The organism is Acinetobacter sp. FDAARGOS_494 (assembly GCF_003812225.1).
Taxonomy (GTDB): domain Bacteria; phylum Pseudomonadota; class Gammaproteobacteria; order Pseudomonadales; family Moraxellaceae; genus Acinetobacter; species Acinetobacter baumannii.
This window is the reverse complement of the sequence record NZ_CP033866.1, coordinates 2,031,548-2,053,638: the sequence shown is the minus strand read 5'-3', so window position 1 is coordinate 2,053,638 and position 22,091 is coordinate 2,031,548. Positions and strand designations below refer to the sequence as shown.

General features: G+C 40.3%; 22 protein-coding genes and 3 tRNA genes. 8 read left to right on the top strand and 17 right to left on the bottom strand.

All coding sequences use genetic code 11. From position 1 onward, the window contains the following. Nucleotides 1–10: 10 nt before the first annotated feature. The 7 genes from nusA to tpiA all read right to left on the bottom strand — a co-directional run bounded on the left by nusA (nucleotide 11) and on the right by tpiA (nucleotide 3,835). Nucleotides 11–1,495 carry a transcription termination factor NusA gene (nusA, locus tag EG365_RS09970; protein WP_000532247.1) on the bottom strand — a complete coding sequence of 495 codons (1,485 nt, stop codon included), beginning with the start codon at nucleotides 1,493–1,495 and terminating at the stop codon, nucleotides 11–13. Nucleotides 1,496–1,532: 37 nt separating this feature from the next. Next, nucleotides 1,533–2,057 carry a ribosome maturation factor RimP gene (rimP, locus tag EG365_RS09965; protein WP_000777730.1) on the bottom strand — a complete coding sequence of 175 codons (525 nt, stop codon included), beginning with the start codon at nucleotides 2,055–2,057 and terminating at the stop codon, nucleotides 1,533–1,535. Nucleotides 2,058–2,272: 215 nt separating this feature from the next. Continuing rightward, nucleotides 2,273–2,349, bottom strand: a tRNA-Met gene (locus EG365_RS09960). Nucleotides 2,350–2,438: 89 nt separating this feature from the next. Then, nucleotides 2,439–2,515, bottom strand: a tRNA-Met gene (locus EG365_RS09955). A 42-nt stretch (nucleotides 2,516–2,557) separates the two neighbouring features. Continuing rightward, nucleotides 2,558–2,642 (bottom strand) — tRNA-Leu (locus EG365_RS09950). Between the two features lie 56 nt (nucleotides 2,643–2,698). Further along, nucleotides 2,699–3,028: a preprotein translocase subunit SecG gene (gene secG / locus EG365_RS09945; protein WP_000555572.1), complete on the bottom strand. Its 330-nt coding sequence runs from the start codon at nucleotides 3,026–3,028 to the stop codon at nucleotides 2,699–2,701. 12 nt (nucleotides 3,029–3,040) lie between these two features. Beyond that, entirely contained in the window at nucleotides 3,041–3,835 is a 795-nt protein-coding gene (tpiA, locus tag EG365_RS09940) for a triose-phosphate isomerase (RefSeq protein WP_000016939.1), read from the bottom strand. Between the two features lie 291 nt (nucleotides 3,836–4,126). Here tpiA and pilB point away from each other — a divergent pair, with 291 nt between their 5' ends. From pilB to coaE, 4 genes are read left to right on the top strand one after another with little or no spacing between them, the layout of a single operon-like run. Next, on the top strand, nucleotides 4,127–5,839 hold the full coding sequence (gene pilB / locus EG365_RS09935) for a type IV-A pilus assembly ATPase PilB (protein WP_001274990.1): 1,713 nt from the start codon (nucleotides 4,127–4,129) through the stop codon (nucleotides 5,837–5,839). A 29-nt stretch (nucleotides 5,840–5,868) separates the two neighbouring features. Beyond that, nucleotides 5,869–7,095, top strand: coding sequence for a type II secretion system F family protein (locus EG365_RS09930; protein WP_000279216.1), 1,227 nt, complete (start codon nucleotides 5,869–5,871; stop codon nucleotides 7,093–7,095). After that, a complete protein-coding gene (locus tag EG365_RS19550; protein ID WP_001152285.1) occupies nucleotides 7,095–7,955 on the top strand; it encodes a prepilin peptidase in 861 nt (286 codons plus the stop codon). Before EG365_RS09930 ends, EG365_RS19550 begins: the two co-directional genes overlap by 1 nt. A 1-nt stretch (nucleotide 7,956) precedes the next feature. Next, a complete protein-coding gene (gene coaE, locus EG365_RS09920; protein ID WP_000874125.1) occupies nucleotides 7,957–8,553 on the top strand; it encodes a dephospho-CoA kinase in 597 nt (198 codons plus the stop codon). Here coaE and EG365_RS09915 read toward each other — a convergent pair. The 4 genes from EG365_RS09915 to EG365_RS09900 all read right to left on the bottom strand — a co-directional run bounded on the left by EG365_RS09915 (nucleotide 8,550) and on the right by EG365_RS09900 (nucleotide 12,064). Next, the gene (locus EG365_RS09915; RefSeq protein ID WP_000075011.1) at nucleotides 8,550–9,464 is read right to left on the bottom strand and encodes a DMT family transporter; all 915 of its coding nucleotides are present in this window, start codon (nucleotides 9,462–9,464) and stop codon (nucleotides 8,550–8,552) included. The genes coaE and EG365_RS09915 overlap by 4 nt on opposite strands. Nucleotides 9,465–9,499: 35 nt before the next feature. After that, on the bottom strand, nucleotides 9,500–10,249 hold the full coding sequence (rlmB, locus tag EG365_RS09910) for a 23S rRNA (guanosine(2251)-2'-O)-methyltransferase RlmB (protein WP_001118149.1): 750 nt from the start codon (nucleotides 10,247–10,249) through the stop codon (nucleotides 9,500–9,502). Nucleotides 10,250–10,350: 101 nt separating this feature from the next. Next, a complete protein-coding gene (locus EG365_RS09905; RefSeq protein WP_000099685.1) occupies nucleotides 10,351–10,677 on the bottom strand; it encodes a pyrimidine/purine nucleoside phosphorylase in 327 nt (108 codons plus the stop codon). 76 nt (nucleotides 10,678–10,753) lie between these two features. Further along, nucleotides 10,754–12,064, bottom strand: a complete 1,311-nt coding sequence (locus EG365_RS09900) for a tetratricopeptide repeat protein (protein ID WP_000753294.1) — start codon at nucleotides 12,062–12,064, stop codon at nucleotides 10,754–10,756. A 114-nt stretch (nucleotides 12,065–12,178) separates the two neighbouring features. On the opposite strand from EG365_RS09900, the gene recN reads away from it, so the two are divergent. The 3 genes from recN (at nucleotide 12,179) to ruvX (ending at nucleotide 14,967) form a co-directional block, all read left to right on the top strand. After that, nucleotides 12,179–13,846, top strand: a complete 1,668-nt coding sequence (gene recN / locus EG365_RS09895; protein ID WP_000955430.1) for a DNA repair protein RecN — start codon at nucleotides 12,179–12,181, stop codon at nucleotides 13,844–13,846. Nucleotides 13,847–13,972: 126 nt separating this feature from the next. Beyond that, nucleotides 13,973–14,527: a YqgE/AlgH family protein gene (locus EG365_RS09890; protein WP_001979301.1), complete on the top strand. Its 555-nt coding sequence runs from the start codon at nucleotides 13,973–13,975 to the stop codon at nucleotides 14,525–14,527. Further along, a complete protein-coding gene (gene ruvX, locus EG365_RS09885; protein ID WP_000127528.1) occupies nucleotides 14,527–14,967 on the top strand; it encodes a Holliday junction resolvase RuvX in 441 nt (146 codons plus the stop codon). The genes EG365_RS09890 and ruvX overlap by 1 nt, the downstream gene beginning before the upstream one ends. Nucleotides 14,968–15,023: 56 nt before the next feature. On the opposite strand, the gene EG365_RS09880 is transcribed toward ruvX, so the two are convergent. The 3 genes from EG365_RS09880 to EG365_RS09870 are packed head-to-tail and all read right to left on the bottom strand — an operon-like array spanning nucleotide 15,024 to nucleotide 18,363. Beyond that, nucleotides 15,024–16,025, bottom strand: a complete 1,002-nt coding sequence (locus EG365_RS09880) for an HlyD family secretion protein (protein WP_001072475.1) — start codon at nucleotides 16,023–16,025, stop codon at nucleotides 15,024–15,026. 39 nt (nucleotides 16,026–16,064) lie between these two features. Then, on the bottom strand, nucleotides 16,065–16,271 hold the full coding sequence (locus EG365_RS09875; protein WP_000503613.1) for a DUF1656 domain-containing protein: 207 nt from the start codon (nucleotides 16,269–16,271) through the stop codon (nucleotides 16,065–16,067). Next, nucleotides 16,264–18,363 (bottom strand): FUSC family protein, encoded by a 2,100-nt coding sequence (locus EG365_RS09870; protein WP_000925023.1) that lies wholly within the window; start codon nucleotides 18,361–18,363, stop codon nucleotides 16,264–16,266. Before EG365_RS09870 ends, EG365_RS09875 begins: the two co-directional genes overlap by 8 nt. 495 nt (nucleotides 18,364–18,858) lie before the next feature. Here EG365_RS09870 and EG365_RS09865 point away from each other — a divergent pair, with 495 nt between their 5' ends. After that, complete coding sequence (locus EG365_RS09865) at nucleotides 18,859–19,632, top strand: IclR family transcriptional regulator (protein WP_001018361.1); 774 nt, start codon at nucleotides 18,859–18,861, stop codon at nucleotides 19,630–19,632. 194 nt (nucleotides 19,633–19,826) lie between these two features. Here the strand turns inward: EG365_RS09865 and EG365_RS09860 are convergent, their stop codons facing one another. From EG365_RS09860 to pgsA, 3 genes are all read right to left on the bottom strand, one after another. Continuing rightward, nucleotides 19,827–20,438, bottom strand: a complete 612-nt coding sequence (locus EG365_RS09860) for an alpha-ketoglutarate-dependent dioxygenase AlkB family protein (RefSeq protein ID WP_000171259.1) — start codon at nucleotides 20,436–20,438, stop codon at nucleotides 19,827–19,829. Next, on the bottom strand, nucleotides 20,435–21,289 hold the full coding sequence (locus tag EG365_RS09855) for a methylated-DNA--[protein]-cysteine S-methyltransferase (RefSeq protein WP_001178150.1): 855 nt from the start codon (nucleotides 21,287–21,289) through the stop codon (nucleotides 20,435–20,437). Before EG365_RS09855 ends, EG365_RS09860 begins: the two co-directional genes overlap by 4 nt. A gap of 122 nt (nucleotides 21,290–21,411) precedes the next feature. Continuing rightward, the gene (gene pgsA, locus EG365_RS09850) at nucleotides 21,412–21,999 is read right to left on the bottom strand and encodes a CDP-diacylglycerol--glycerol-3-phosphate 3-phosphatidyltransferase (RefSeq protein ID WP_000206941.1); all 588 of its coding nucleotides are present in this window, start codon (nucleotides 21,997–21,999) and stop codon (nucleotides 21,412–21,414) included. Between the last annotated feature and the right edge of the window lie 92 nt (nucleotides 22,000–22,091).

The following is a 22,091-nucleotide window of genomic DNA, read 5'->3' as shown; positions in this document are numbered from 1 at the left end:
ATTTCATCTCCTAGTTAAACCATGATTCGCGAGCTTTCATGATCAATTGACCTGCTTTATCATGACCAAGACCTTCAATATCAGAAATATCGTCAGTTGCTTGATCTGCCAAATCATCAACAGTAATAATACCGCGAGCGGCTAGCGAGTAAGCGATCTCAGAGGTCATGCCTTCCATATTGAGAAGGTCTGCACTCGGTTCTTGAATATTTTCTTGCTGTTTCAATGCATCAGTTAATGCAGCTTCTTTTGCACGACTTTGCAATAACTCAACTAACTCAGCGTCAAGTTCAATTTCGTCAAAAGTTTCAGCTGGCACATAAGCAATCTCTTCTAAAGAAGTGAAGCCCATCTCTACTAACGCCATTGCCAAGTCTTCTTCAATATCTAAACGTGACACGAACATGTCGAGATATTGCTGAGCTTCATTCTGCTGACGAGCACGATACTCTTCTTCAAGCATCATGTCGAGTTTGTAGCCAGTTAAATCAGAAGCTAAACGAACATTTTGACCTTGCGAACCAATCGCACGTGCCAATTGATCGTTGGTAGCAAAAATAATGTCTGCACTTTTTGCATCTTCATCAAGCACAATGCCTGATACATCAGCTGGTTCTAATGCACTTGCGATGTATTGAGCTGGATCATCAGACCAAACTACAACATCAATACGCTCACCATTTAACTCTTGCTGTACCGCTTGGATACGTGTTCCACGCATACCAATACATGCACCAACAGGGTCAATACGGTGGTCGTTCGTTTTTACTGCGATTTTCGCACGAACACCTGGTTGACGCGCCGCAGCTTTAATTTCAATAATTTCTTCAGAAATTTCAGGAATTTCTTTCTTCATCAAAGCAATAAGCATTTCAGGCTTAGCGCGTGATAATAGAAGCTGAGCACCACGGCCTTCACGGTTTACACTATATAAAATAGCATTTACACGTTGTTTTGGACGAAGAATCTCTTTAGGAATCATTTCTTCACGAGCTAAATAAGCTTCAGCATTGTCACCTAAGTCAATGATGAAACCATCTTTAGTTTGCTTTTTCACTTCACCGTAAATTAGCTCGCCAACTTTTGATTCATAAGCATCAGCAACTAATGCACGCTCTGCTTCACGAATTTTTTGTACGATAACCTGTTTCGCAATCTGTGCAGCGATACGACCGAACTCAATCGATTCTACTTCAAGCTCACGAACGTCGCCAATTGACCATTTTGCAGGATCAACATCAGAAATTGCGTCTTGGCATGCTGGCATTTCATGATCTTCATCTGCCACAACAGTCCATTGACGGAATGTACGGTAATCACCAGTTCTACGATCAATTTCTACACGAAGCTGAGCTTCTTCAGAATTGGTACCCTCGTAAAATTTTTTCTTCGTTGCAGCAACTAGAGCTTGTTCTAAAGCTTCGAAGATCGCTTCACGACTAACACCTTTTTCATTACTAACCGTTTCAACAACGGTAAGAATTTCGCGGCCCATAAGTCACCTACCGATTTCTTATATAATTTAAATAAATTTAATCTTGATAGATCAAGTTTGCTTTATCGATATTGTTGCTGTCGATATCAAGCACATGCTTTCCTTCAACTTCAACCTGAATCTCTTCATTTTCAAGGTCTACAGCAAGGAGTTTTGCTTGAAATTTACGACGATTTTCTACTGCAGCAATCAAACGCAAAGCAACCTGTTGTCCAATGTAGCCTTGCAACTGTTCGAGTTGAAAAAATGGGCGATCCCAGCCTGGTGAAGAAACTTCTAATGCATATTCACCTGAAATCGGATCATGGACATCCAGCATTGCGCCGACCTGTTGTGTAACACGAACACAATCTTCTACACCAATACCGCGGCCTTGCTCTACTTCACCATCTTCATTAATCACTGGTTCAGCGTTTTCATCAACCGGTCTATCGATATAAATACGCAATAATGAACGCTTACCTTGTGGAAGGAATTCAATTCCCCAAAGGTCGACACCACATGCCTCCACTGCTGGAGCAATCATGTCATACAATGCTTGGGATTTATTTGATAATTTCATTTACTCTCGTCATTCTCGTGCGATTCAATCGGTTGTTTTAACCGACACAGACTTACTATAGTGAAGCATGACTATTTGACCAATTGATGTCGACACTACACGATAGCGATACGATAACCAATAAAAAAGGGCGTTAATCGCCCCTATATAGCACAGAAAACAATAGTCCACTGTGCAAAAAGGCCCACCTTGTCTGTGAGCCTCTTTAAGAAACTTGGTAGCGGGAGCTGGATTTGAACCAACGACCTTCGGGTTATGAGCCCGACGAGCTACCAGACTGCTCCATCCCGCATCAACGTGCAAAAATTATATACAAATATCGAAAAAAGTCAATGTAAACTTATCCAATATTAGCTTGATTAAGTTGCACCTTAATCAAATTGGTAGCGGGAGCTGGATTTGAACCAACGACCTTCGGGTTATGAGCCCGACGAGCTACCAGACTGCTCCATCCCGCATCAAAAACAAAACTGCTTGCACTCAACTTTCTGGTTCAAAGTTGGTGCGGAAGGGGGGACTTGAACCCCCACGCCCGAAAGCACTACCACCTCAAGGTAGCGTGTCTACCAATTCCACCACCACCGCAGCTTGTGGGACGCATTCTAGTCCTTTCAATTCCAAAAGGAAAGTCTTATTTCCAATTATTGGCCAGTTTTTGGTGCATTTGGTGAAGTTTCAGGCGATGTAGTCTGCACTGGCACAGTCGTTTGTACAGTTTTCAAACTATATGCTTCAGTCGTTTGCTTCTTGGCAAAAACAGCCAGAGTCAAACTGGTCACAAAGAATAAAGCTGTCAAAATTGCAGTCACGCGAGTCAAGAAGTTACCTGAACCAGACGCACCAAATACTGTTGCTGCGCCACCTCCACCAAAAGAGGCACCTGCATCTGCGCCTTTACCATGTTGCACTAAAATTAATGCAATCATCAGTACTGCTAAAATAATATGTACAACAAGTACAAAAGAGTGCATACCCTATCCTCGTTATTTGCTTTGCGCGAAGGCTTGTACAATTTGATAAAAAGATGCTGCATTTAATGAAGCACCACCCACCAACGCACCATTGATATCTGGACATGCAGCTAACTCAACAGCATTTTCAGCTTTTACACTACCGCCATATAAAATAGCAATATTTGAGCCTGCTGGTGTAAGTTGGCATAAGCCTTCACGAATTTTAGCGTGCATCGCTTGCGCATCTTGCGGAGAAGCTGTTTTACCTGTACCAATTGCCCAAATAGGTTCATAGGCAATAACCACTTGGTTTTGCCATTGTTCTGCAGTAACTACAGGTGCAATATCACAAATTTGCTGTAGAACAACTTGCTCGGCCTGACCTTGCTCACGTTGTTCAAGGCTTTCGCCCACACAATAAATGACAGTCATACCCGCATTTAATGCATTTTGGAGTTTTGCCTTCAAAATTTCAACGTTGTCACCAAAAATATCACGACGTTCAGAGTGTCCTACAAGTACGAAATTAATTTGGCTATCTTTTAATAGTTCTGCACTGACTTCACCAGTATAAGCACCTGTACCAGCAACACGTGATACATCCTGTGCAACCGTATATACCGTTCTTGCAGCATCCTGTAATTGCGCTTGTACCGTTGTAAGAGCAATAGAAACAGGGGCAACGCCCACATGGCAGTTTTCATCTGCAATTTGGTTTTGTTGCAATAATTGTTTAAATTCTTCTATAAGTTGGTTGGCGTTGGCACGCATTGGATTCATTTTCCAGTTACCAACTACCCAAGGCGTAATCGTCGAACCCGACATACTGCTCACCTTTCATCAAAAATGCAGCACATTCTACACGCATTTATACAAATTTCAGATACTTTTCTTTAACGTGATTACTCATATCTTTTCTAGTGTTTGAAATTAAGAAAAAAACTTTACTTTATTAAAAGTCCGACATTCTAAAAATTAATAAAGAAAAACTTCGACTGGTTCAAGCTTTAATAGGCTGAGTAGGACCCGAGCAACACTTTCTAAGGTAGTAATTTTACATAACAAAAGTATAATTTTTCATATACCAATTATAAACACATTAACATAGGCAGGCAGATGTCAGCATTACATACATCTCCAAAATTTACGGGGTTTTTTCGACGTTTAGTCGAAGAAAAGCATGTGTCGGCAGCGACCATGCAAACTGCATTAGATGCAGCGAAAAGAGCTAAGCAGGACACAGTCGCATATTTAATTGAAGAGGTTCATCTCTCCCCTTCGTTATTGGCTGAAACAATTTCTGCTGAGTTTGCTGAACCATATTTCGATCTGGATGTTTATGACACCTCTCAGATTCCTAAAGATCTGGTCGATCAGAAACTGATTTTAAAACATCGAATTTTGCCGCTCATTCAAAGAGGGCAAATTTTATATGTTGCGACCAGTAATCCAAGCAATATCGAAGCGATTGATGCAATTCGTTTTAATAGTAAATTGCTGGTTGAGCCTGTAATTGTGGAGCACCATAAACTCGAAAAAGTTTTAGGCCAGCATTTTGCAGAAGAAAGCAGCTTTGACTTCAATGATGAAGAGTTTGATCTCGATGTTAATCTTGATGGTCCTACCACTCAAGAAGATGAAGAAGAAGCTCCTCAAGGCGATGAAGCCCCGATTGTTAAATATATTAATAAGTTATTAATTGATGCCATTCGTATGGGTGCTTCAGACTTACATTTTGAACCGTACGAAAAATCCTATCGGGTGCGCTATCGTGTCGATGGCATGTTACGTCAAATTGCCAATCCCCCTCTACAGCTTGCAAACCGCTTGGCATCACGCTTAAAAGTAATGTCTCAAATGGACATTTCTGAAAAACGCGTCCCACAAGATGGTCGTATCAAGCTCAAGCTGTCAAAAAGCAAAGCGATTGATTTTCGTGTGAACTCCCTCCCGACTTTGTTTGGTGAAAAGTTAGTTCTACGTATTCTTGACCCATCAAGCGCAATGCTAGGAATTGATGCACTAGGATATGAAGAAGATCAAAAAGCTTTGTTTATGGAGGCATTAGATAAACCTCAAGGCATGCTTTTAATTACCGGACCAACAGGTTCTGGTAAAACCGTATCGTTATATACAGGTTTAAATATTTTAAATACTGAAAGCTCCAATATTTCTACTGCCGAAGACCCGGTAGAAATTAATCTTGAAGGGATTAATCAAGTTAACGTAAACCCCAAGGTAGGGCTTACTTTTGCGGCCGCACTTAAATCATTTTTACGACAAGACCCTGACATTATTATGGTGGGTGAGATTCGTGACTTGGAAACAGCAGAAATTGCAATTAAGGCGGCTCAAACCGGCCACATGGTGATGTCAACACTACATACCAATAGTGCTCCGGAAACATTGACCCGTCTACGCAATATGGGAGTTCCTTCTTTTAATATTGCAACATCAGTAAACCTAGTTATTGCACAGCGTTTAGCACGTCGTCTTTGTTCTCAATGCAAAATACCTGCTGATATTCCTAAACAAAGCTTATTAGAAATGGGCTTTACCGAACAAGATTTAGCGCACCCAGATTTTCGGGTTTTTCAGCCCGTAGGTTGCCCTGAATGTCGTGAAGGCTATAAAGGCCGTGTCGGTATTTATGAGGTAATGAAAGTTACACCTGAAATTTCCAAGATTATTATGGAAGATGGCAACGCTTTAGAAATCGCAGCTGCTTCTGAAAAATTGGGGTTTAATAATCTACGTCGTTCAGGTTTAAAAAAGGTGATGCAAGGGGTGACCTCTTTACAAGAAGTCAACCGTGTCACCAGTGAATAAGACACTATTTAAAAAATAAGGATAATCTAATGGCTGTCAAAAAGGCACAAATGATGCCGACTTTTGCTTATGAAGGGGTTGACCGTAAGGGCGTAAAAATCAAGGGAGAACTTCCGGCTAAAAACATGGCTTTAGCCAAAGTGACCTTACGCAAACAAGGGGTGACTGTTCGAAATATACGTGAAAAACGTAAAAATATTCTTGAAGGTTTATTCAAGAAAAAAGTCACCACACTCGATATTACGATTTTTACTCGACAATTGGCGACCATGATGAAAGCTGGTGTACCACTCGTACAAGGCTTTGAAATTGTAGCTGAAGGTTTAGAAAACCCGGCCATGCGTGAGGTTGTACTCGGTATTAAAGGTGAAGTCGAAGGTGGTAGTACTTTTGCCTCAGCTTTAAGAAAATATCCTCAACATTTTGATAACTTGTTTTGTTCACTTGTTGAGTCTGGTGAACAATCAGGCGCACTCGAAACGATGCTGGACCGCGTTGCAATTTACAAAGAAAAAAGTGAATTGCTCAAGCAAAAAATCAAGAAAGCAATGAAATACCCGGCAACAGTTATTGTAGTAGCCATTGTGGTGACCATTATTTTGATGGTTAAAGTAGTTCCCGTTTTCCAAGATTTATTTGCGTCTTTTGGAGCAGATTTACCTGCATTTACGCAAATGGTTGTGAATATGTCGAAATGGATGCAGGAATACTGGTTCATTATGATTATTGCGATTGGCGCAGTCATTGCTGCCTTTCTGGAAGCAAAAAAACGCAGTAAAAAGTTTCGTGACGGCTTAGATAAACTGGCGCTTAAGTTACCTATTTTTGGGGACTTGGTTTATAAAGCAATTATTGCCCGCTATAGCCGCACGCTTGCTACAACATTTGCCGCAGGTGTTCCACTTATTGATGCATTAGAATCGACTGCTGGCGCAACCAATAACGTGATTTATGAAAAAGCTGTGATGAAAATTCGTGAAGATGTCGCAACAGGTCAACAGCTTCAGTTTGCTATGCGGGTCTCTAATCGTTTTCCATCGATGGCTATACAAATGGTTGCAATTGGTGAAGAATCGGGTGCACTAGACAGCATGCTCGATAAAGTTGCCACTTATTATGAAAATGAAGTGGATAATGCCGTTGATGGTTTAACCTCTATGATGGAACCTTTAATTATGGCAATTTTAGGGGTGCTCGTAGGCGGTCTGGTAATTGCTATGTATCTTCCAATTTTCCAAATGGGCTCAGTTGTATAATGCAAGACATCATTGCGTATTTTATTCAAAACTTAACTGCACTTTATATTGCTGTTGCACTCGTGAGCCTATGTATCGGTAGCTTTCTTAATGTAGTAATTTACCGCACGCCAAGAATGATGGAGCAAGATTGGCAGCAAGAATGCCAAATGTTACTCAATCCTGAGCAACCAATTATTGATCATGAGAGGTTAACTTTAAATAAGCCTGCTTCATCGTGCCCTGCATGTCAGCAACCGATCCGTTGGTATCAAAATATTCCTGTTATAAGCTGGCTTGTGTTAAGAGGAAAATGTGGCCATTGCCAACACCCGATCAGTATTCGCTATCCAGCCATCGAACTACTCACCATGCTATGTTCATTAGTAGTAGTCATGGTATTTGGCCCAACCATACAAATGCTTTTTGGACTCATCCTCACATGGGTACTGATAGCCCTTACCTTTATTGATTTCGATACACAATTATTGCCTGATCGCTTTACCCTACCTTTAGCTGCGCTCGGCTTAGGTATTAATACCTTTAATATTTATACCTCACCCAACTCAGCCATTTGGGGTTATCTCATTGGTTTCCTATGTCTTTGGATTGTCTATTACTTATTTAAAGTGATCACTGGCAAAGAAGGTATGGGCTACGGCGACTTTAAATTGCTTGCAGCATTAGGAGCATGGATGGGGCCATTGATGCTGCCGTTAATTGTGTTATTGTCATCGTTAATTGGCGCAATCATTGGCATCATTTTATTAAAATTAAGAAATGACAATCAGCCTTTTGCTTTTGGGCCATATATTGCCATTGCTGGTTGGGTTGCCTTTTTATGGGGTGATCAGATTATGAAAATTTATTTGGGAGGTTAAGATGGCTTTTATTCTGGGAATCACAGGTGGTATAGGCAGTGGTAAATCAGCTGCAACACAATGGTTTGAATCCCAAGGAATCCAAGTCGTCGATGCCGATATTGTTGCTCGCGAAGTAGTTGAAAAAGGGCAACCTGCCCTTCAAAAAATTCAACAAACCTTTGGAGATTGGGTGCTTCAACCCGATGGCAGTCTGGACCGCCGTGCCTTACGTGAATATATTTTTCAAAATCCACAAGCGCGTCATACACTCGAGCAAATTACCCATCCCGCAATCCGTCAATCTATTATTCAACAGCTACAAAATCCTAAAAGTCCGTATGTGATTTTAGTTTCGCCATTATTGTTTGAAACAAATCAACATGAACTGGTCAATCACACGCTACTGATTGATGCGAGTGAACAAACTCAAATTCAGCGTGCGAGCCAGCGCGATGGACAAAACCAAGAACAAATCCAGAAAATTATTGCTGCACAAATGCCACGCGAACGAAAACGTGAGCTTGCAAATGACATCGTGTTTAACGACGGATTACTCGAACATTTATATCAGCAATTAGAGCCTTTACATCAAAGCTATTTGAAGCGTGCAAACTAATTTTGTGTATTTTGCTGCTTAATCTTTTGTGTCAGGCTATCTTGTCTAAACCAGCGCCAAGGCTGTAAAGCGCCTATTCCCATACCGACTAAGCCCACTACAATTGATGGGCTTAATGACTCACCAAGTAAGGGTACAGCTAAAATAGCAGCAATAAACGGTGCCAAAGTTACAATACTTCCCGTTTTAAATGCGCCAAGACGCTGAATAGCAGCAACATAGGTTAATGTCGCAATAATAACGACAAACACGCCATGAAAAATACTTTGTACAGCTAAGTGCAAAGGATCTACATCCATAAAGTGCTTAGGTAAGAACAACAAATAAATCGGCAAATAAATAATTGCAGACCAGATTGCGACGCTTGCCATAGAATGCCAAGCAGAGAGCTTCCACTGTTTAAGTAGTACAGTAAAAATCCCCCACCAAATCGCACTGATAAACAGAAGTAAATCTCCAATTCCAAAAGCAGAGGTACTACTTTTCAACATCAATGCGCTCATGAGGGCCAAGGCAGTAATCATAATTGCCAGACTCACCCATGTATGTTTATCAAATGGCTGTCTAAATAAAATATAAGCAGCTATAGCGGTACAGATAGGAATACAGCCATTTAAAAATATTGCAGCATGTGCAGCTGGTGCATAAAGAAAAGCTGTATAAACCGTAAGGCAGTAAATGACTCCACCAATCAATGCCAAAATAACCGCATGCTTACTCCATAAAAAAGCGAGATCTTTTTTATAAATTAAGATAGGCATCAAAATTAGGAAGGCTATAGCAAAGCGTAGTGCGGCAATATCCCAAGCACTGATGTGCCATTGTGCATTTAAGCGGGCAAAAAGCGTAAACCCGCCCCAAATACACATGGTCACCAATACAAAAAAATAACCTTGCGTACGGGGAGACATATCAAGACTGCATAAAAACTAGGAAGGCAGCTAAATTATACCTCAGAACGCTGACGACAAGCTTCATAAAGTGCCATACCCGTTGCCACACTTACATTTAAACTTTGTAAGTTACCCGACATTGGAATATAGGCTTTTTGGTCACACTGTGCTTGAGTAATTGGACGTAAACCTGTGTCTTCTGCACCCATTACAATCACAACAGCACCCGAGAAATCACACTTCTGAATAGGTAATGCATTTTCATCAAGCATCGTACCAATCACACGGACATGAGTTGTCTCTTTAAGATGCGCTAAAGTACGAGCCAAATTAGTCACTTGAATAAATTTAACTTTTTCAGCCCCACCCGCTGCGACTTTACGAGCAGTTGGAGTTAAGCTTGCTGAGCGATCGCGAGGCACAATCACTGCCTGAACACCCATTGCAGCGGCAGTACGGATACATGCCCCTAAGTTATGTGGATCTGTCACCTGATCTAATGCCAGCAATAAGGCATCTGGAGTTTCAGCCAAGAGCTGGTCTAGATCTTTTTCATTTAAAGTCGGGTGCGGACGTACTGCTGCAACTACGCCTTGGTGAAATGGCAAACCCGCAAGCTTTTCGAGGCTATCACGGCTTGCTTTTTGTACACTAATTCCAAAAGGCTCTGCCAATTGCAAGATCTTCTGCAAACGCTGATCGTCGCGCCCTTTCAATGTAAACAGGGTCAGCACGCGCTCCGGCTCAAGTTCTAACAATGACTCCACTGAGTGAACGCCATAATAATATTCCGGTTTTGCCATGCATGACCTCTAACAACGTTTGAGCAAAAAATAAAAATCCTGTAAAGCCAACTTCACAGGATTTCTTTGGGCATAGTGTACCCGATTTAAACAGTAATTTCTTAGCCTTCTAAGTGGCAAACATAATCGAGTACCTCATCAGTCTCGATTTTGAAAACGCTATTGCCTGGTACATAAAAAGATTGACCAGCGCGGAACAATTCACTTTCATTGCTGTCTGCAATTTTAACGCGACATTCACCTGAAATAATTTCCATACGCTCAGGAACATGGGTTTCAAATGTTAAAGGCTGTTCAGTCGGCAAAATAACACCTAATGTTTTTTTCGTTCCATCTTCAAATTGCACGGTATGGCTGATACATGCTCCACCAAAATAAACATTTGATTTTTTGATGACCGTTACATGATCAAATTGGGTTGAACTCATGCACACTCTCCAGATAATGCCGCATTTATATAAATTATGATGAATGTAGTTTAATTGTGCCTAAATAACTAATCAATCAGTTTTCATACGGATAGACTTGTAATTTCCACTGCTGTAACTGAATTTTTTTAGCAAAAGCGTGGGGTAAATTCACTTCAATATTTCGACTCTTCGACACAATTGCATCGTATCTGCAAACTTCATCGTGATTTTCATCGAATAAAATCCAGTAAACTTTTTCTGCCGTTGGATGATTAACCGCAGTTGTAACTATTGGTGAACCATTATCCATCCCTACATGAAAATTGTCTTGGTCATTTTGCATTGAAGTTAGATCATAAACCGGAAAATCGGCACTATTTTCATCAAATTGCTGGCTATCATGTACAAGCACACTTTGTTTTAAAGTCGGCCAAATACAATAACGCAGGTAATGTTGATCTATGACTCGATTGTCCGGATACCTTCCAGTGGCAACATAATCCCTGATATGTGCTTCAATATTATGAAAAATACCTGTACAACCGCCCCACATACCCGCCAAAATTAATTCAGTATGAGAATAGCTATCTCTCATTAAATGGAACCATTGATCACTCTTAAGCCAAGCATCAACAGCGGCTTTTTCACGATAAGACACGATAGAGTCGGCATCACGTACTAAAAACCGTTTAACCACCGGATCATCCATAACTAAAAAGCGCCAAAATAAACCTGATAACTGTTTTTGAGTGGGGCTGACATGTACGACTTGTGCACCATTTGCTTGTAACCGCTGTTGTACAAGTTCGGGAACGCTCTCATCCACATAGAATCGACACGTCCATTCAGGATAGATTTCTTGAGCTAACTTAGTATTTAAAATGGAAGTTTCACAGTACCGCGGATTTGCTCCAAATAGAGAAAAAGCAATAATATTTTCTTGTGGATTTGGGCTAAAGGGCACGGGTTTATGAGTGGGTATATTTAAAGTAGGCTCATTCTTTGTAAGTTCTTTTTTGGTTGAAATGGCTAAACGCCCAAATTTAATCTTCTCTTCTTTTTTATTTAAATGATGACAAACTTCGGTCAATCCATCGTATAAATTTGTATTAACGTTAGAACCACTTGCTTTAATGGATTGCATATAATGTTGATATGCATCGTCATAACGGCGTAACCGTAGCTCGGTATAAGCTAAATCAGACAATGCTCCGGGATGTCCGGGAACCAGACTTACTGCTTTTTTTACATGTTGATATGCTTTGACATAATCACCTTGTGCAGCAGCCTGTTTAAATGCATTAAAATGCTGATTTAAAATTTTATTCATTTCAGCAGGATTAGTTTTTTTATGGCGGTTGATCATCCCTATTGGTGCTTTCGGTAAGCTTAATGTTTTTTTCATTGTAAAGATCCGCAATCTTGCTGTTCTATAATTTCAGTTAGAATAATAGATCACTTGTAGCAAATTCAAAACTTCTCTATCTTTAACCCATAATTTGGCGCGTTGGATGCGTTTATGCTCACACATTTAACTTTAATTAATTTTGCATTAGCTGATCATTTAGCTATTGATATAGAACAAGGATTTAATGTTCTAACAGGTGAGACAGGTGCAGGAAAATCATTATTACTGGATGCACTATCTGCCTGCTTAGGGGAACGTACAGATACAAATTATGTCCGCTATGGTTCGGACAAAGCGGATGTAACCGCAGTTTTTACTTATCAGGACAATAGCCCTGAAGCAAAATGGTTAAAAGAACATGAACTAGATGATGATTCAGGGGAAATTCATTTACGTCGGGTTATTTTTGCAACTGGCCGTAGCAAAGCATGGGTAAATGGTCGTCCAAGTAGTCTCTCTGAGCTTAAAGAATTAGGCCGCTTATTGGTTCAGTTGTATAGCCAGCACAGCCAACAACAACTACTTGAACCGCCTTATCCAAAGCATTGGCTAGACCGTTATAGTAATTTTTACGCCGAAGCAAATGATGTTCGTGAAGCATATAGTACATGGCAGCGTAATATCCGCCAGCATCAGGCTGCGCTCGACGCTCAGGCAACCCGTCTTCAACGTATTGCGACCTTAGAGTTACAAATTGAAGAGCTTGAGGAAGTCATTCAAACCGATTACAAAGAAATCGAGCAAGAGTTCGATCGCCTCAGTCATCATGAACATATCATGCAAGACTGTAGCTATAGTTTAAATGCACTTGATGAAGCTGAACAAAACATTACTCAAGAAATGTCGTCGATCATTCGCCGTCTAGAGTCTCATGCGGGGCGTAGTGAGCAGCTTTCCGAAATTTATAATTCGTTATTAAATGCGCAAAGTGAAATTGATGATGCCACATCAAATTTACGTCAATTTATTGACCGTCAGAGTTTCGATCCTGAACGGATGGAAGAACTGAACTCCAAGCTAGAGGTTTTCCATCGACTTGCTCGTAAATACCGTACTCAACCAGAAACACTTAAAGAAGAGTACGAAACTTGGCAAAGTGAGCTTGAGCAATTACATCAGTTAGAAGACCCTGAAACTCTGGCTGAACAAGTAGAAAAGTCACATCAAGAATTTTTAGAAAAAGCCCAGCATTTGGATAATATTCGTCGTGAAGCTGCTTCCCCACTTGCAAAACAATTAACTGAACAGGTTAAACCTTTAGCGCTGCCTGAGGCACATTTTGAGTTTAAGTTTGAACCATTAGAACAACCAAATGCAGAAGGTTTAAGTTTTATTCAACTTTTATTTACTGCCAATAAAGGCATACCTCCTCAACCATTGGCACGTGTAGCATCTGGTGGTGAGCTTTCTCGTATTGCACTCGTTATGCAAGTCATGAATGCTGAAAAGACCGAAGCAGAAGTTTTGGTATTTGACGAGATTGATGTCGGAATTAGTGGTGGTACAGCTGAAGTGGTTGGTCGTTTATTGGCCGACTTGGCTCAGCATGTCCAACTTCTATGTATTACCCACCAAGCACAGGTGGCTGCACAATCCGATCAACATTTGTTAGTCAAAAAACAACAAACTGATCCGGCAAGTAGTACTATTGTACAACTTGATGAAAATCAAATTATTTCCGAGTTAGCGCGCATGTCCGGAGGTGTTGAAATTAATGAAACAACCTTGCAGCATGCTAAACAATTACGTCAACTTAAATTTCAGGCTTCTTCAACTTAATAAAGAAAATGAGAGAAAAAGATTGGCGAAATCCGATTAACTCTTGTATGTTGATAAAAAGAACCTATATAGATAAAAAGGGTCGAGAGACCCTATAGCGACATTTTTTGAGGGAGAACCGCTTAGGTGACCAAACAATATATGACTCACCGTTGTCTGATTGCCCCGCCAGAAATGGCAGATGACTTTTTTGCAAATACAGTAATTTATCTTGCCCGTCATGACGAAGAAGGTGCCCAAGGTATTATTATCAATCGCCCTGCCGGTATCCAAATTAAAGAGCTACTCAATGATTTAGACATTGATGCAGACAATGTAAATCCGCATGAGGTTTTACAAGGTGGTCCTTTACGCCCTGAGGCAGGCTTTGTTCTTCATACAGGCCAACCAACATGGCACTCTTCTATTGCTGTGGGTGAGAATGTCTGTATCACCACCAGTAAAGATATTCTCGATGCGATTGCGCATAACGAAGGTGTTGGCCGCTACCAAATCGCCCTTGGTTATGCGAGCTGGGGTAAAAACCAGCTAGAAGATGAAATCGCTCGTGGTGACTGGCTTATCTGTGATGCCGATATGGATCTGATTTTTAACTTACCGTACGATGATCGTTGGGATGCAGCCTATAAAAAAATTGGTGTAGATCGTACATGGCTGGCTTCTGAAATCGGGCACGCCTAATGACCGCAACGCAATCAAAATCAATTATGGCTTTTGACTTTGGCACTCAAAAGATGGGAATGGCGATTGGTCAGTCTGCAATTGAAAGTGCTAACCCATTACCACTTTTTGTGATGAAAGATGGTATTCCCAACTGGGACCAACTTTTAAAAATTGTGAAAGAGTGGCAGCCTGATTTGTTTATTGTTGGTCTTCCATTGAATATGGATGATAGCGAGTCAGAACTTTCAACACGGGCACGTAAGTTTGCACGTCGCCTACGCCATCAAACCAATATTGAAACGTGGATGGTCGATGAACGACTCACCACTCGTGAGGCAAGAGAAGAACTTGGTTTTTATCAAGAACAAGGTCGTGCCAAGAAGTTGTCAGCCGATAGTTTTGCCGCAGCTTTGCTAATTCAGAGCTGGTATCGCAATCCTGTTGGTTTAACGCCATAAAATAAAAAAGCATGTTTCAAACATGCTTTTTTATTGAGTTTAAAAACTTAAGCTTTTTATTTTTCAATAATATGTACTGTAGCAGTACGGCCAGACACAAAAGCCAACTCATTTTTTGGTGCTTCGTCTAATACAATTTTTACAGGTACACGCTGCGCTAAACGAACCCAACTAAATGTCGGGTTTACATTTGCAAGCAGTTTCGAACTACTTGAACGCTCACGGTCTTCAATACCCGATGCAATACCCTGCACATGGCCTTTAATTTTCTGTCTATCACCCATTAATTGCACAGTTGCTTCATCGCCAATATGAATACGGTCTAATTTTGTTTCTTCAAAATATCCCACAACATAAAGCTGCTTACGATCTAGCAATGCTGCAACCGCTTGTCCAACTTGAACATAATTACCCGGACGCAAATCAAAGTTAGATAATGTTCCATCTGCTGGCGCCACAACAGCCGCACGGTGCATATTGAGTTCTGCTAAATGTAAATTACTTGTTGCTGCTTCAACCAATGCCTGTTGCTGTTTAATAGTGGCTTCAGCTTGTTGAATAGCAGCTTGGAGTTGCTCATGTTCCGCGTGTGATTGATCGCGAGTTGCAAAGACCTGATCTTGTTCTTGCTTAGAAATTGCACCATCCATTAAGTTTGAATAACGGTTTGCGTTTTTCTCGGCTAACTTAATGTTAGTACTTGACTTAATCAAGTTTGCTTTAGCTTGGGCTAGACCTGCTTGTGCTTGAGCATAGGCCGCTTTTGCTTTTGCCAAATCAGATTTTGCTTGCTCTACATCTAAAGCTCGGCGAGAGACATCAATTTTAAAAAGCACCTGACCTTTTTTTACAGTCTGGTTATCTTGAACCAATACTTCCGTTACAAGTCCTGCTACATCTGAAGAGACCTGAATAACGTCACCACGAACTCGACCATCACGTGTCCACGGCGCTGCATTATAGTAGTTCCATAAATGCACAATGGTATAGACAGCAATCATTAATGCGACAATCAAAATCACTGGACGGATGACTTTTTTCAACTCCAATTGATTCATTTTACTCACCTAACTCAATCTTTAATCTGGCAATCATCTTTAAGCACCTAACCCAACAAAAATTTGGTGTATCACCAAAAGTAGTAAAAGGTAAAAACACAAATTGAAAATACTGGGTAATGCAATCCAGCCTTGTGCAATCCATTTGTTGGTTAAGGGACTTAACCAGCGAAAACATATATATGCAAAAATGGCTTGGACGAGCAAAGCAGGCACGTAAATACCGTAGACATTAAACTCACCCATGCGCTGTGGCTCCTGTAAGCGTACGATCTGCATTCATTTGGTTTGATGAAACATGACACATGCTATAAGCAATATTATTTAGTGAAATAAATAATCTTTGACGCAGAGTCATATCTTCAATATTTGAAGCAAGTTGTTTAAGTTCAAATAAGGTTTGGTGAATGTGCTGTACCAATACATCACTTTCACCTTTTTCATTTTCTTTAGCTCTAAACAGCTCATCTAAATCTTGTTGCAAACGGCCAATGTGATGGGCCAATTCTGAAGATGTCGGAACTTGATTTGCTAGCTCTTGTAGTCGGCTTAAATCAATGATCGCACTGGATTCAACCAAAGCCTGTTGAATAGATTTTTTAATCTCTTCTGACTGAACCATTTTAGTATTTAAGACACCAACACGGTCTAACATCCCCCGTAAGTGAACTTTAAATTCAATACCATAAGGAATGTATATGGCTTGGCGCATTGCACGGTAATGTAAAGCCAAAATACGGTTTGCACTGGTATCGGGTGACATAGCACGCACAACATCAATAACGACTAATGACACCAATACGCCCATGACCATACCAAATGAGCTATCTAAATAAGACACTGCATCCATACTGTAAGCATTATGCAAGTTCAGCCCCATCATGGTATTAATACCTAGCACCATGCCCACTGGCATGAGTGCCTGATTCGCCATCATGGAAACCGCAAACAAAAACATTGGTAATAAGACGAGTCCAAGTTCCCAAAATGTTGTGACATAAGGAAAAATACCAAACGCGTAAATAAAAACTAAAACCGCCGAAGCCACACTGCCCCATATAAAAATACGTAAGACAGGAACCGGGTTATCTAGTGCTGTTAAGATACAGGCAGTGACTGCACCGATCTGTGCCATCATGAACCCAGCTTTCCAGCCAGAAAGAATCCACACACCAGTCACAATAAATGTAATCAGCACTGCACTAATACCACCTCTGACTGCCACACCATGATCTCGGTGTAAACTTGGATAGGTCGTAGTCATTGGGGTAATGTTATCTGGAATCTCTTTATTACCTTGCTTGATGCGTTGCCATAAAACTTTTACAGCTAAAACATTACTAATGAAATGACGCACATCCATTTTCATGGCAGCCAATAACACTTGCTGATGTTCAGAAGCCGAATCATTTAAGTTCAAGAAATCATTTTCAAACTCGTCAGGTAACTGCAGAATATTTTCATCAGTCATCTGATCTTTTTGTTCCAGAAAATGAATCACATGCCCTGAAAGCTGCTTTAATTTATCTGAATGACTTTCAATAAAATTGAGTTCTTGCAGTTGTTTAATTCGTTCAGATAAAGCAACCAAGTTCGCGACCACCATCGACATTTGATGGAGCATTTCTTGCAAAGGTTTGGTCATCCCATGCAACTCACCTTTTTCATAGCTCAAGTGAACTGCCAGAGCATGAATATCGGTCGTATCACGAGTAATAGCAGCTAAAAGCTGTGTATTGTTTTGCTGTTGATCTGCATTTAACAAATTAGCAAACAGGTTTTCTGTATCTTTGAGGGTTTTTGTTACACGCTGTTTGATTGCCGAACCAATATGCATGGGCAAAATAGTCGCAGACACAACCGCACTCGAAATCACACCAATTGAAATCTCAAGTACACGAGCCAAAGCAATATCAAAAATATTGTACTGATCAATATAAGTAATCGCGTTATACACAATCATTGCGGTTGAATAACCTGCCAACATAAATGCATAACTGCGAGGAGTACGGTCTAATAAAGACACATAAAGCGCAAAGCCCACCCATAGTGATAACACAACCGTAAAGATCCACGGCGTATTAATCAGATGCGGAGTAATGGTTAAGGCAATAATGGCCCCGCCTACCGTTCCCAATAAACGATAAACACACTTAGACGACACCATACCCGAATAAGGATTGGCGATAATCAGGACGGTACCGATCGACCACATTGGATTAATCAGGTCTAATTCGAACGATACAAATAATGCCAACATACCGGCAATAAATGTCTTTATTGCAAAAATTAGATCAAGCTTACTCGGGCGGAAAGCCAGTATTTGCTTTAATAACATGAACTCATCTCAAATATAGATTTGAACTGATGAGCATGCTCATCAGTGTCCGTTTGCTTTTAAAAAAAGACAATACGACTTTGCCATTTGCCTATAAGACAAATGAGTTAATGAGAGCATCCTTCAATACAATGATTTTTCCTACATCTCTGCATGATGTACCGAGATGATTTCAGTTTGACCGCTATTTATACGACCAAGCTTAGGAAAGAAGAGACATCGAGAAAGCCGGCAGAATAAACCACTTTCTCGATTAGATATTTTGTTGCACAATTTTTTCAAATTAAAGTGATTTAGTCAACTAAAATATCTTTATTTGATAATTTGATATGTTTTTAGTTAATCATATATGATGTGTGAATCAAGAGAACTTTTCTGATTCTGAGCGTAAAATATTTAAATCAGGCAGTTATCTTGGAATTGAGACAAAGCTTCAATTTTTCTGTTATAAGAACTCAAGTGTGACCCGTTTATTAAGGATACGAATAAGACATCATGGCAATTTCAAGTTTTGGCAAAATTTTAACCGTACTGGATTTATTTTCCGTTTCACGACCAGTGATTAATGTCGATATTATTTGCGAAGAACTTGGCTTGTCTAAACCGACCAGCTACCGTTATCTGAAAGAACTCGTATCAGCCGACTTATTAAAACGTATTAATGGTACTTCTGGCGATTACACTTTAGGCTCAAAAATAGCAGTTCTTGACTATGTATCTAGAACAACCGACCCATTGGTCCAAATCAGTACGCCATTTATGCGAAATATTGTAGAGCGTACTGAACTTTGCTGTTTACTCACCTATTTAAATGATGACTACTGCATTGATATTCATCATGAGATTTTTAAAGATACTGAATTACTTTCATATGGTCGAGGCTGCCCACGCCCAATTTATGTTGGGGCTTCACCAAAAACGATGGTTTCACATTTAAGCAAACAACGCATGCATGACTACTATGAACGTTTTCAACATGAGCTGTCTGAATCAGGTTTTGCTGTAGACGAACCTAGCTTTATTCAGCGTATGCGTAAAATAAAAAAACAAGGCTTCTATTTCTCGCAAGGTGAGATTGACCCCAATGTTTCAGGGCTTGCTGTACCCGTTCGTTTTTCGAGTAAAGAAGTTCCTTTGGCTTTAACGTTAGTCGCATCAAAGAACCGCTTTGATTTTTTAAATATTGAAAAGTTGATTGAAATTTTGCAAGAAAACGCGGCATTGATTGAGCAGCGCTTTATGGAACTTTCAGAAAAGGGCGAGATCTAAAATAATATTTTTGATAATTTAAAGTTTTCTTACACTTTGAAGCATTGAAAATATCCAAATATTCTCATATTATGATTTTAGCACCTATTGATGATTCTTTTCATCAGCAGCTCATCAATAGTAGGCTCTCCCTCAGAGGAATAAGCTCATGTTGCCATCATGGGCTTTTTTCTTGCCCAATTTTTAGAAAAAACTTATGAAAATTTGAACTGACGAAAAGTCAGATTAATGCGTGGTTGTAAAATCTTGGTTGAACGATTTAAACGGTGTTGCCAATATTGTTGAGTCTCACCACGCATCACAATAAGTTGACCCGGTTGTAACCACATCTCAACTTTTTCTTTAGTTTGAATATGCCTAAAAGAGAATTTCCGCGTTGCTCCAAAACTTAAAGAGGCAATTGTAGTGGTTCTGGCTAAAGACACATCCGAATCACTATGCCAAGCCATTCCTTGTGTTCCATCTTCATACAGGTTTGCCAAGCAAGAATTAAATTTTTCTGAAAGGATCTGCTCTACTTGCTGTTTTAGCTGAGCAAGTGCTTTGTCCCACGGTAAAGAATCACGAAAGACACCAGAATATTTATATCGATAATGCTCATCTCCATACCAAGCAACTTTACGAGGTGTTATAAAGTGCTTGCCATATAGCTTCGCTTCATCATGTCGCCACGCCAGATATTGATACAAATAATGAAAATATTGTTCAGCTTCTTCGGCAGTTAAAATACATCCATAATCCTGAACCTCACCATCATAAGGCAATAAATTTGAACAAGGTTCCGGAGAAAATAAATCTAGTGTCATGCAATCTCCCCTTGCTGCTTAGCCATCTCCCAAGCTAACAATGCCAGTTTACGCCCTTTTTGCCAATGGTACTCACCGACCATTCCTGTTGCGCGAATGACCCGATGACATGGAATTAAATACGCAATCGGATTTTGGCCAATTGCTGTAGCCACTGCTCTGACTGCCTTAGGTTTTCCAATTTGCTCAGCAATATCTTGATAGGTTCGTAACTGCCCTTCGGGAATAGTAAGCAGTGCCTCCCATACTTGTAGCTGAAATGGTGTTCCTGCAAGATTAAGCGGTAATTTCTGCTGTAAATGTTCTGAGAAGTCTTGTCTAAACCACTGTGCAATCTGTTGATGCCAAATCGGAGAGTGATTTTTTAACTGAGCTTTCGGAAAATACTGTTTAACGATTTCTTGTATGTTCTCACTATGATCAACAAAGCGAACAGAACAAATCCCTTTATCACTACTTACTACCAATAAGTCACCAAATGGACTCGTTTCAACTGAATAATTCAGTTCAACGCCATCACCTTGCTGCTTGTATTCACCAGGGGTCATCCCTTCAAGCTGAATAAACAAATCATGTAAACGACCCGTACCCGACAGTCCAGTATTTAAAGCCGCATCTAATAAGCTACGTTGCTGCATTAAATAATATTTTGCTTGCTGCAAGCTCATATATTGCACAAACTTCTTAGGGCTAATGCCTACCCATTCTTGGAACTGCCGCTGGATATAACTCGGACTTAAATTCATATATGTAGCGACATCTTCTAAGCTTGGTTGCTGGTCTAGATGTTCATATAAATATTCAATAATTGTGGCAATCGCAGCAAATTGCCGAGAAGAAAGCATTTGCATCTGTCACCTCCTTAGTACTCAATCTTACTTTAAAGTAGCCAAGACCCCATGACGACCCGATTCTTGCACTTTCCAATAAAAAAGCCTTTCTCAAGGAAAGGCTTTTGAACATCTTTTTAACTTTATGGCTGCTTTAGGTATGGCCATGCAGCTTTTAAATAAATAAACATTGACCATAAAGTCAGAATAACGGCGGTATATAACAAAGCATAGGCCAATACTTCTAAAGGCTGCCAATTCAACAGGAATACACTAATCGCAATCATTTGAAATGCAGTTTTATATTTACCGACTGTTGATACGGCTACACTGGTCCGCGCGCCAAGTTCTGCCATCCACTCACGTAAAGCAGACACAGTAATTTCCCGTGAAATAATAACAATTGCAGCGAAAGCCATTGCAATTGTCGGTTTCCACTGCACTAAAACAATAAGTGCAGCTGCAACCATAAGTTTATCTGCAACCGGGTCTAGGAAACGGCCAAATGCTGAAGTCTGGTTTAAAGTTCGTGCTAAATAGCCATCAAACCAGTCGGTTACGGCAGCCAGCACGAAAATAGCCGTCAAGATAATATGACGTGTCATACTTCCTACGTGCTCACCAATACCTATTGCAGGCGGCCAATATGCAATCACCAAAAATACAGGAATAAGCGCAATACGCGCCAAAGTTAGGATATTTGGGATATTCAGGATTCGCCCTGTGGTCATAAACACCGCCAATTTAGTCTTCACGCATCTTTTAACAGACAAAGACACATACTTCAATATTGTATCTATCTGTAACAGCCACTTTATACGAA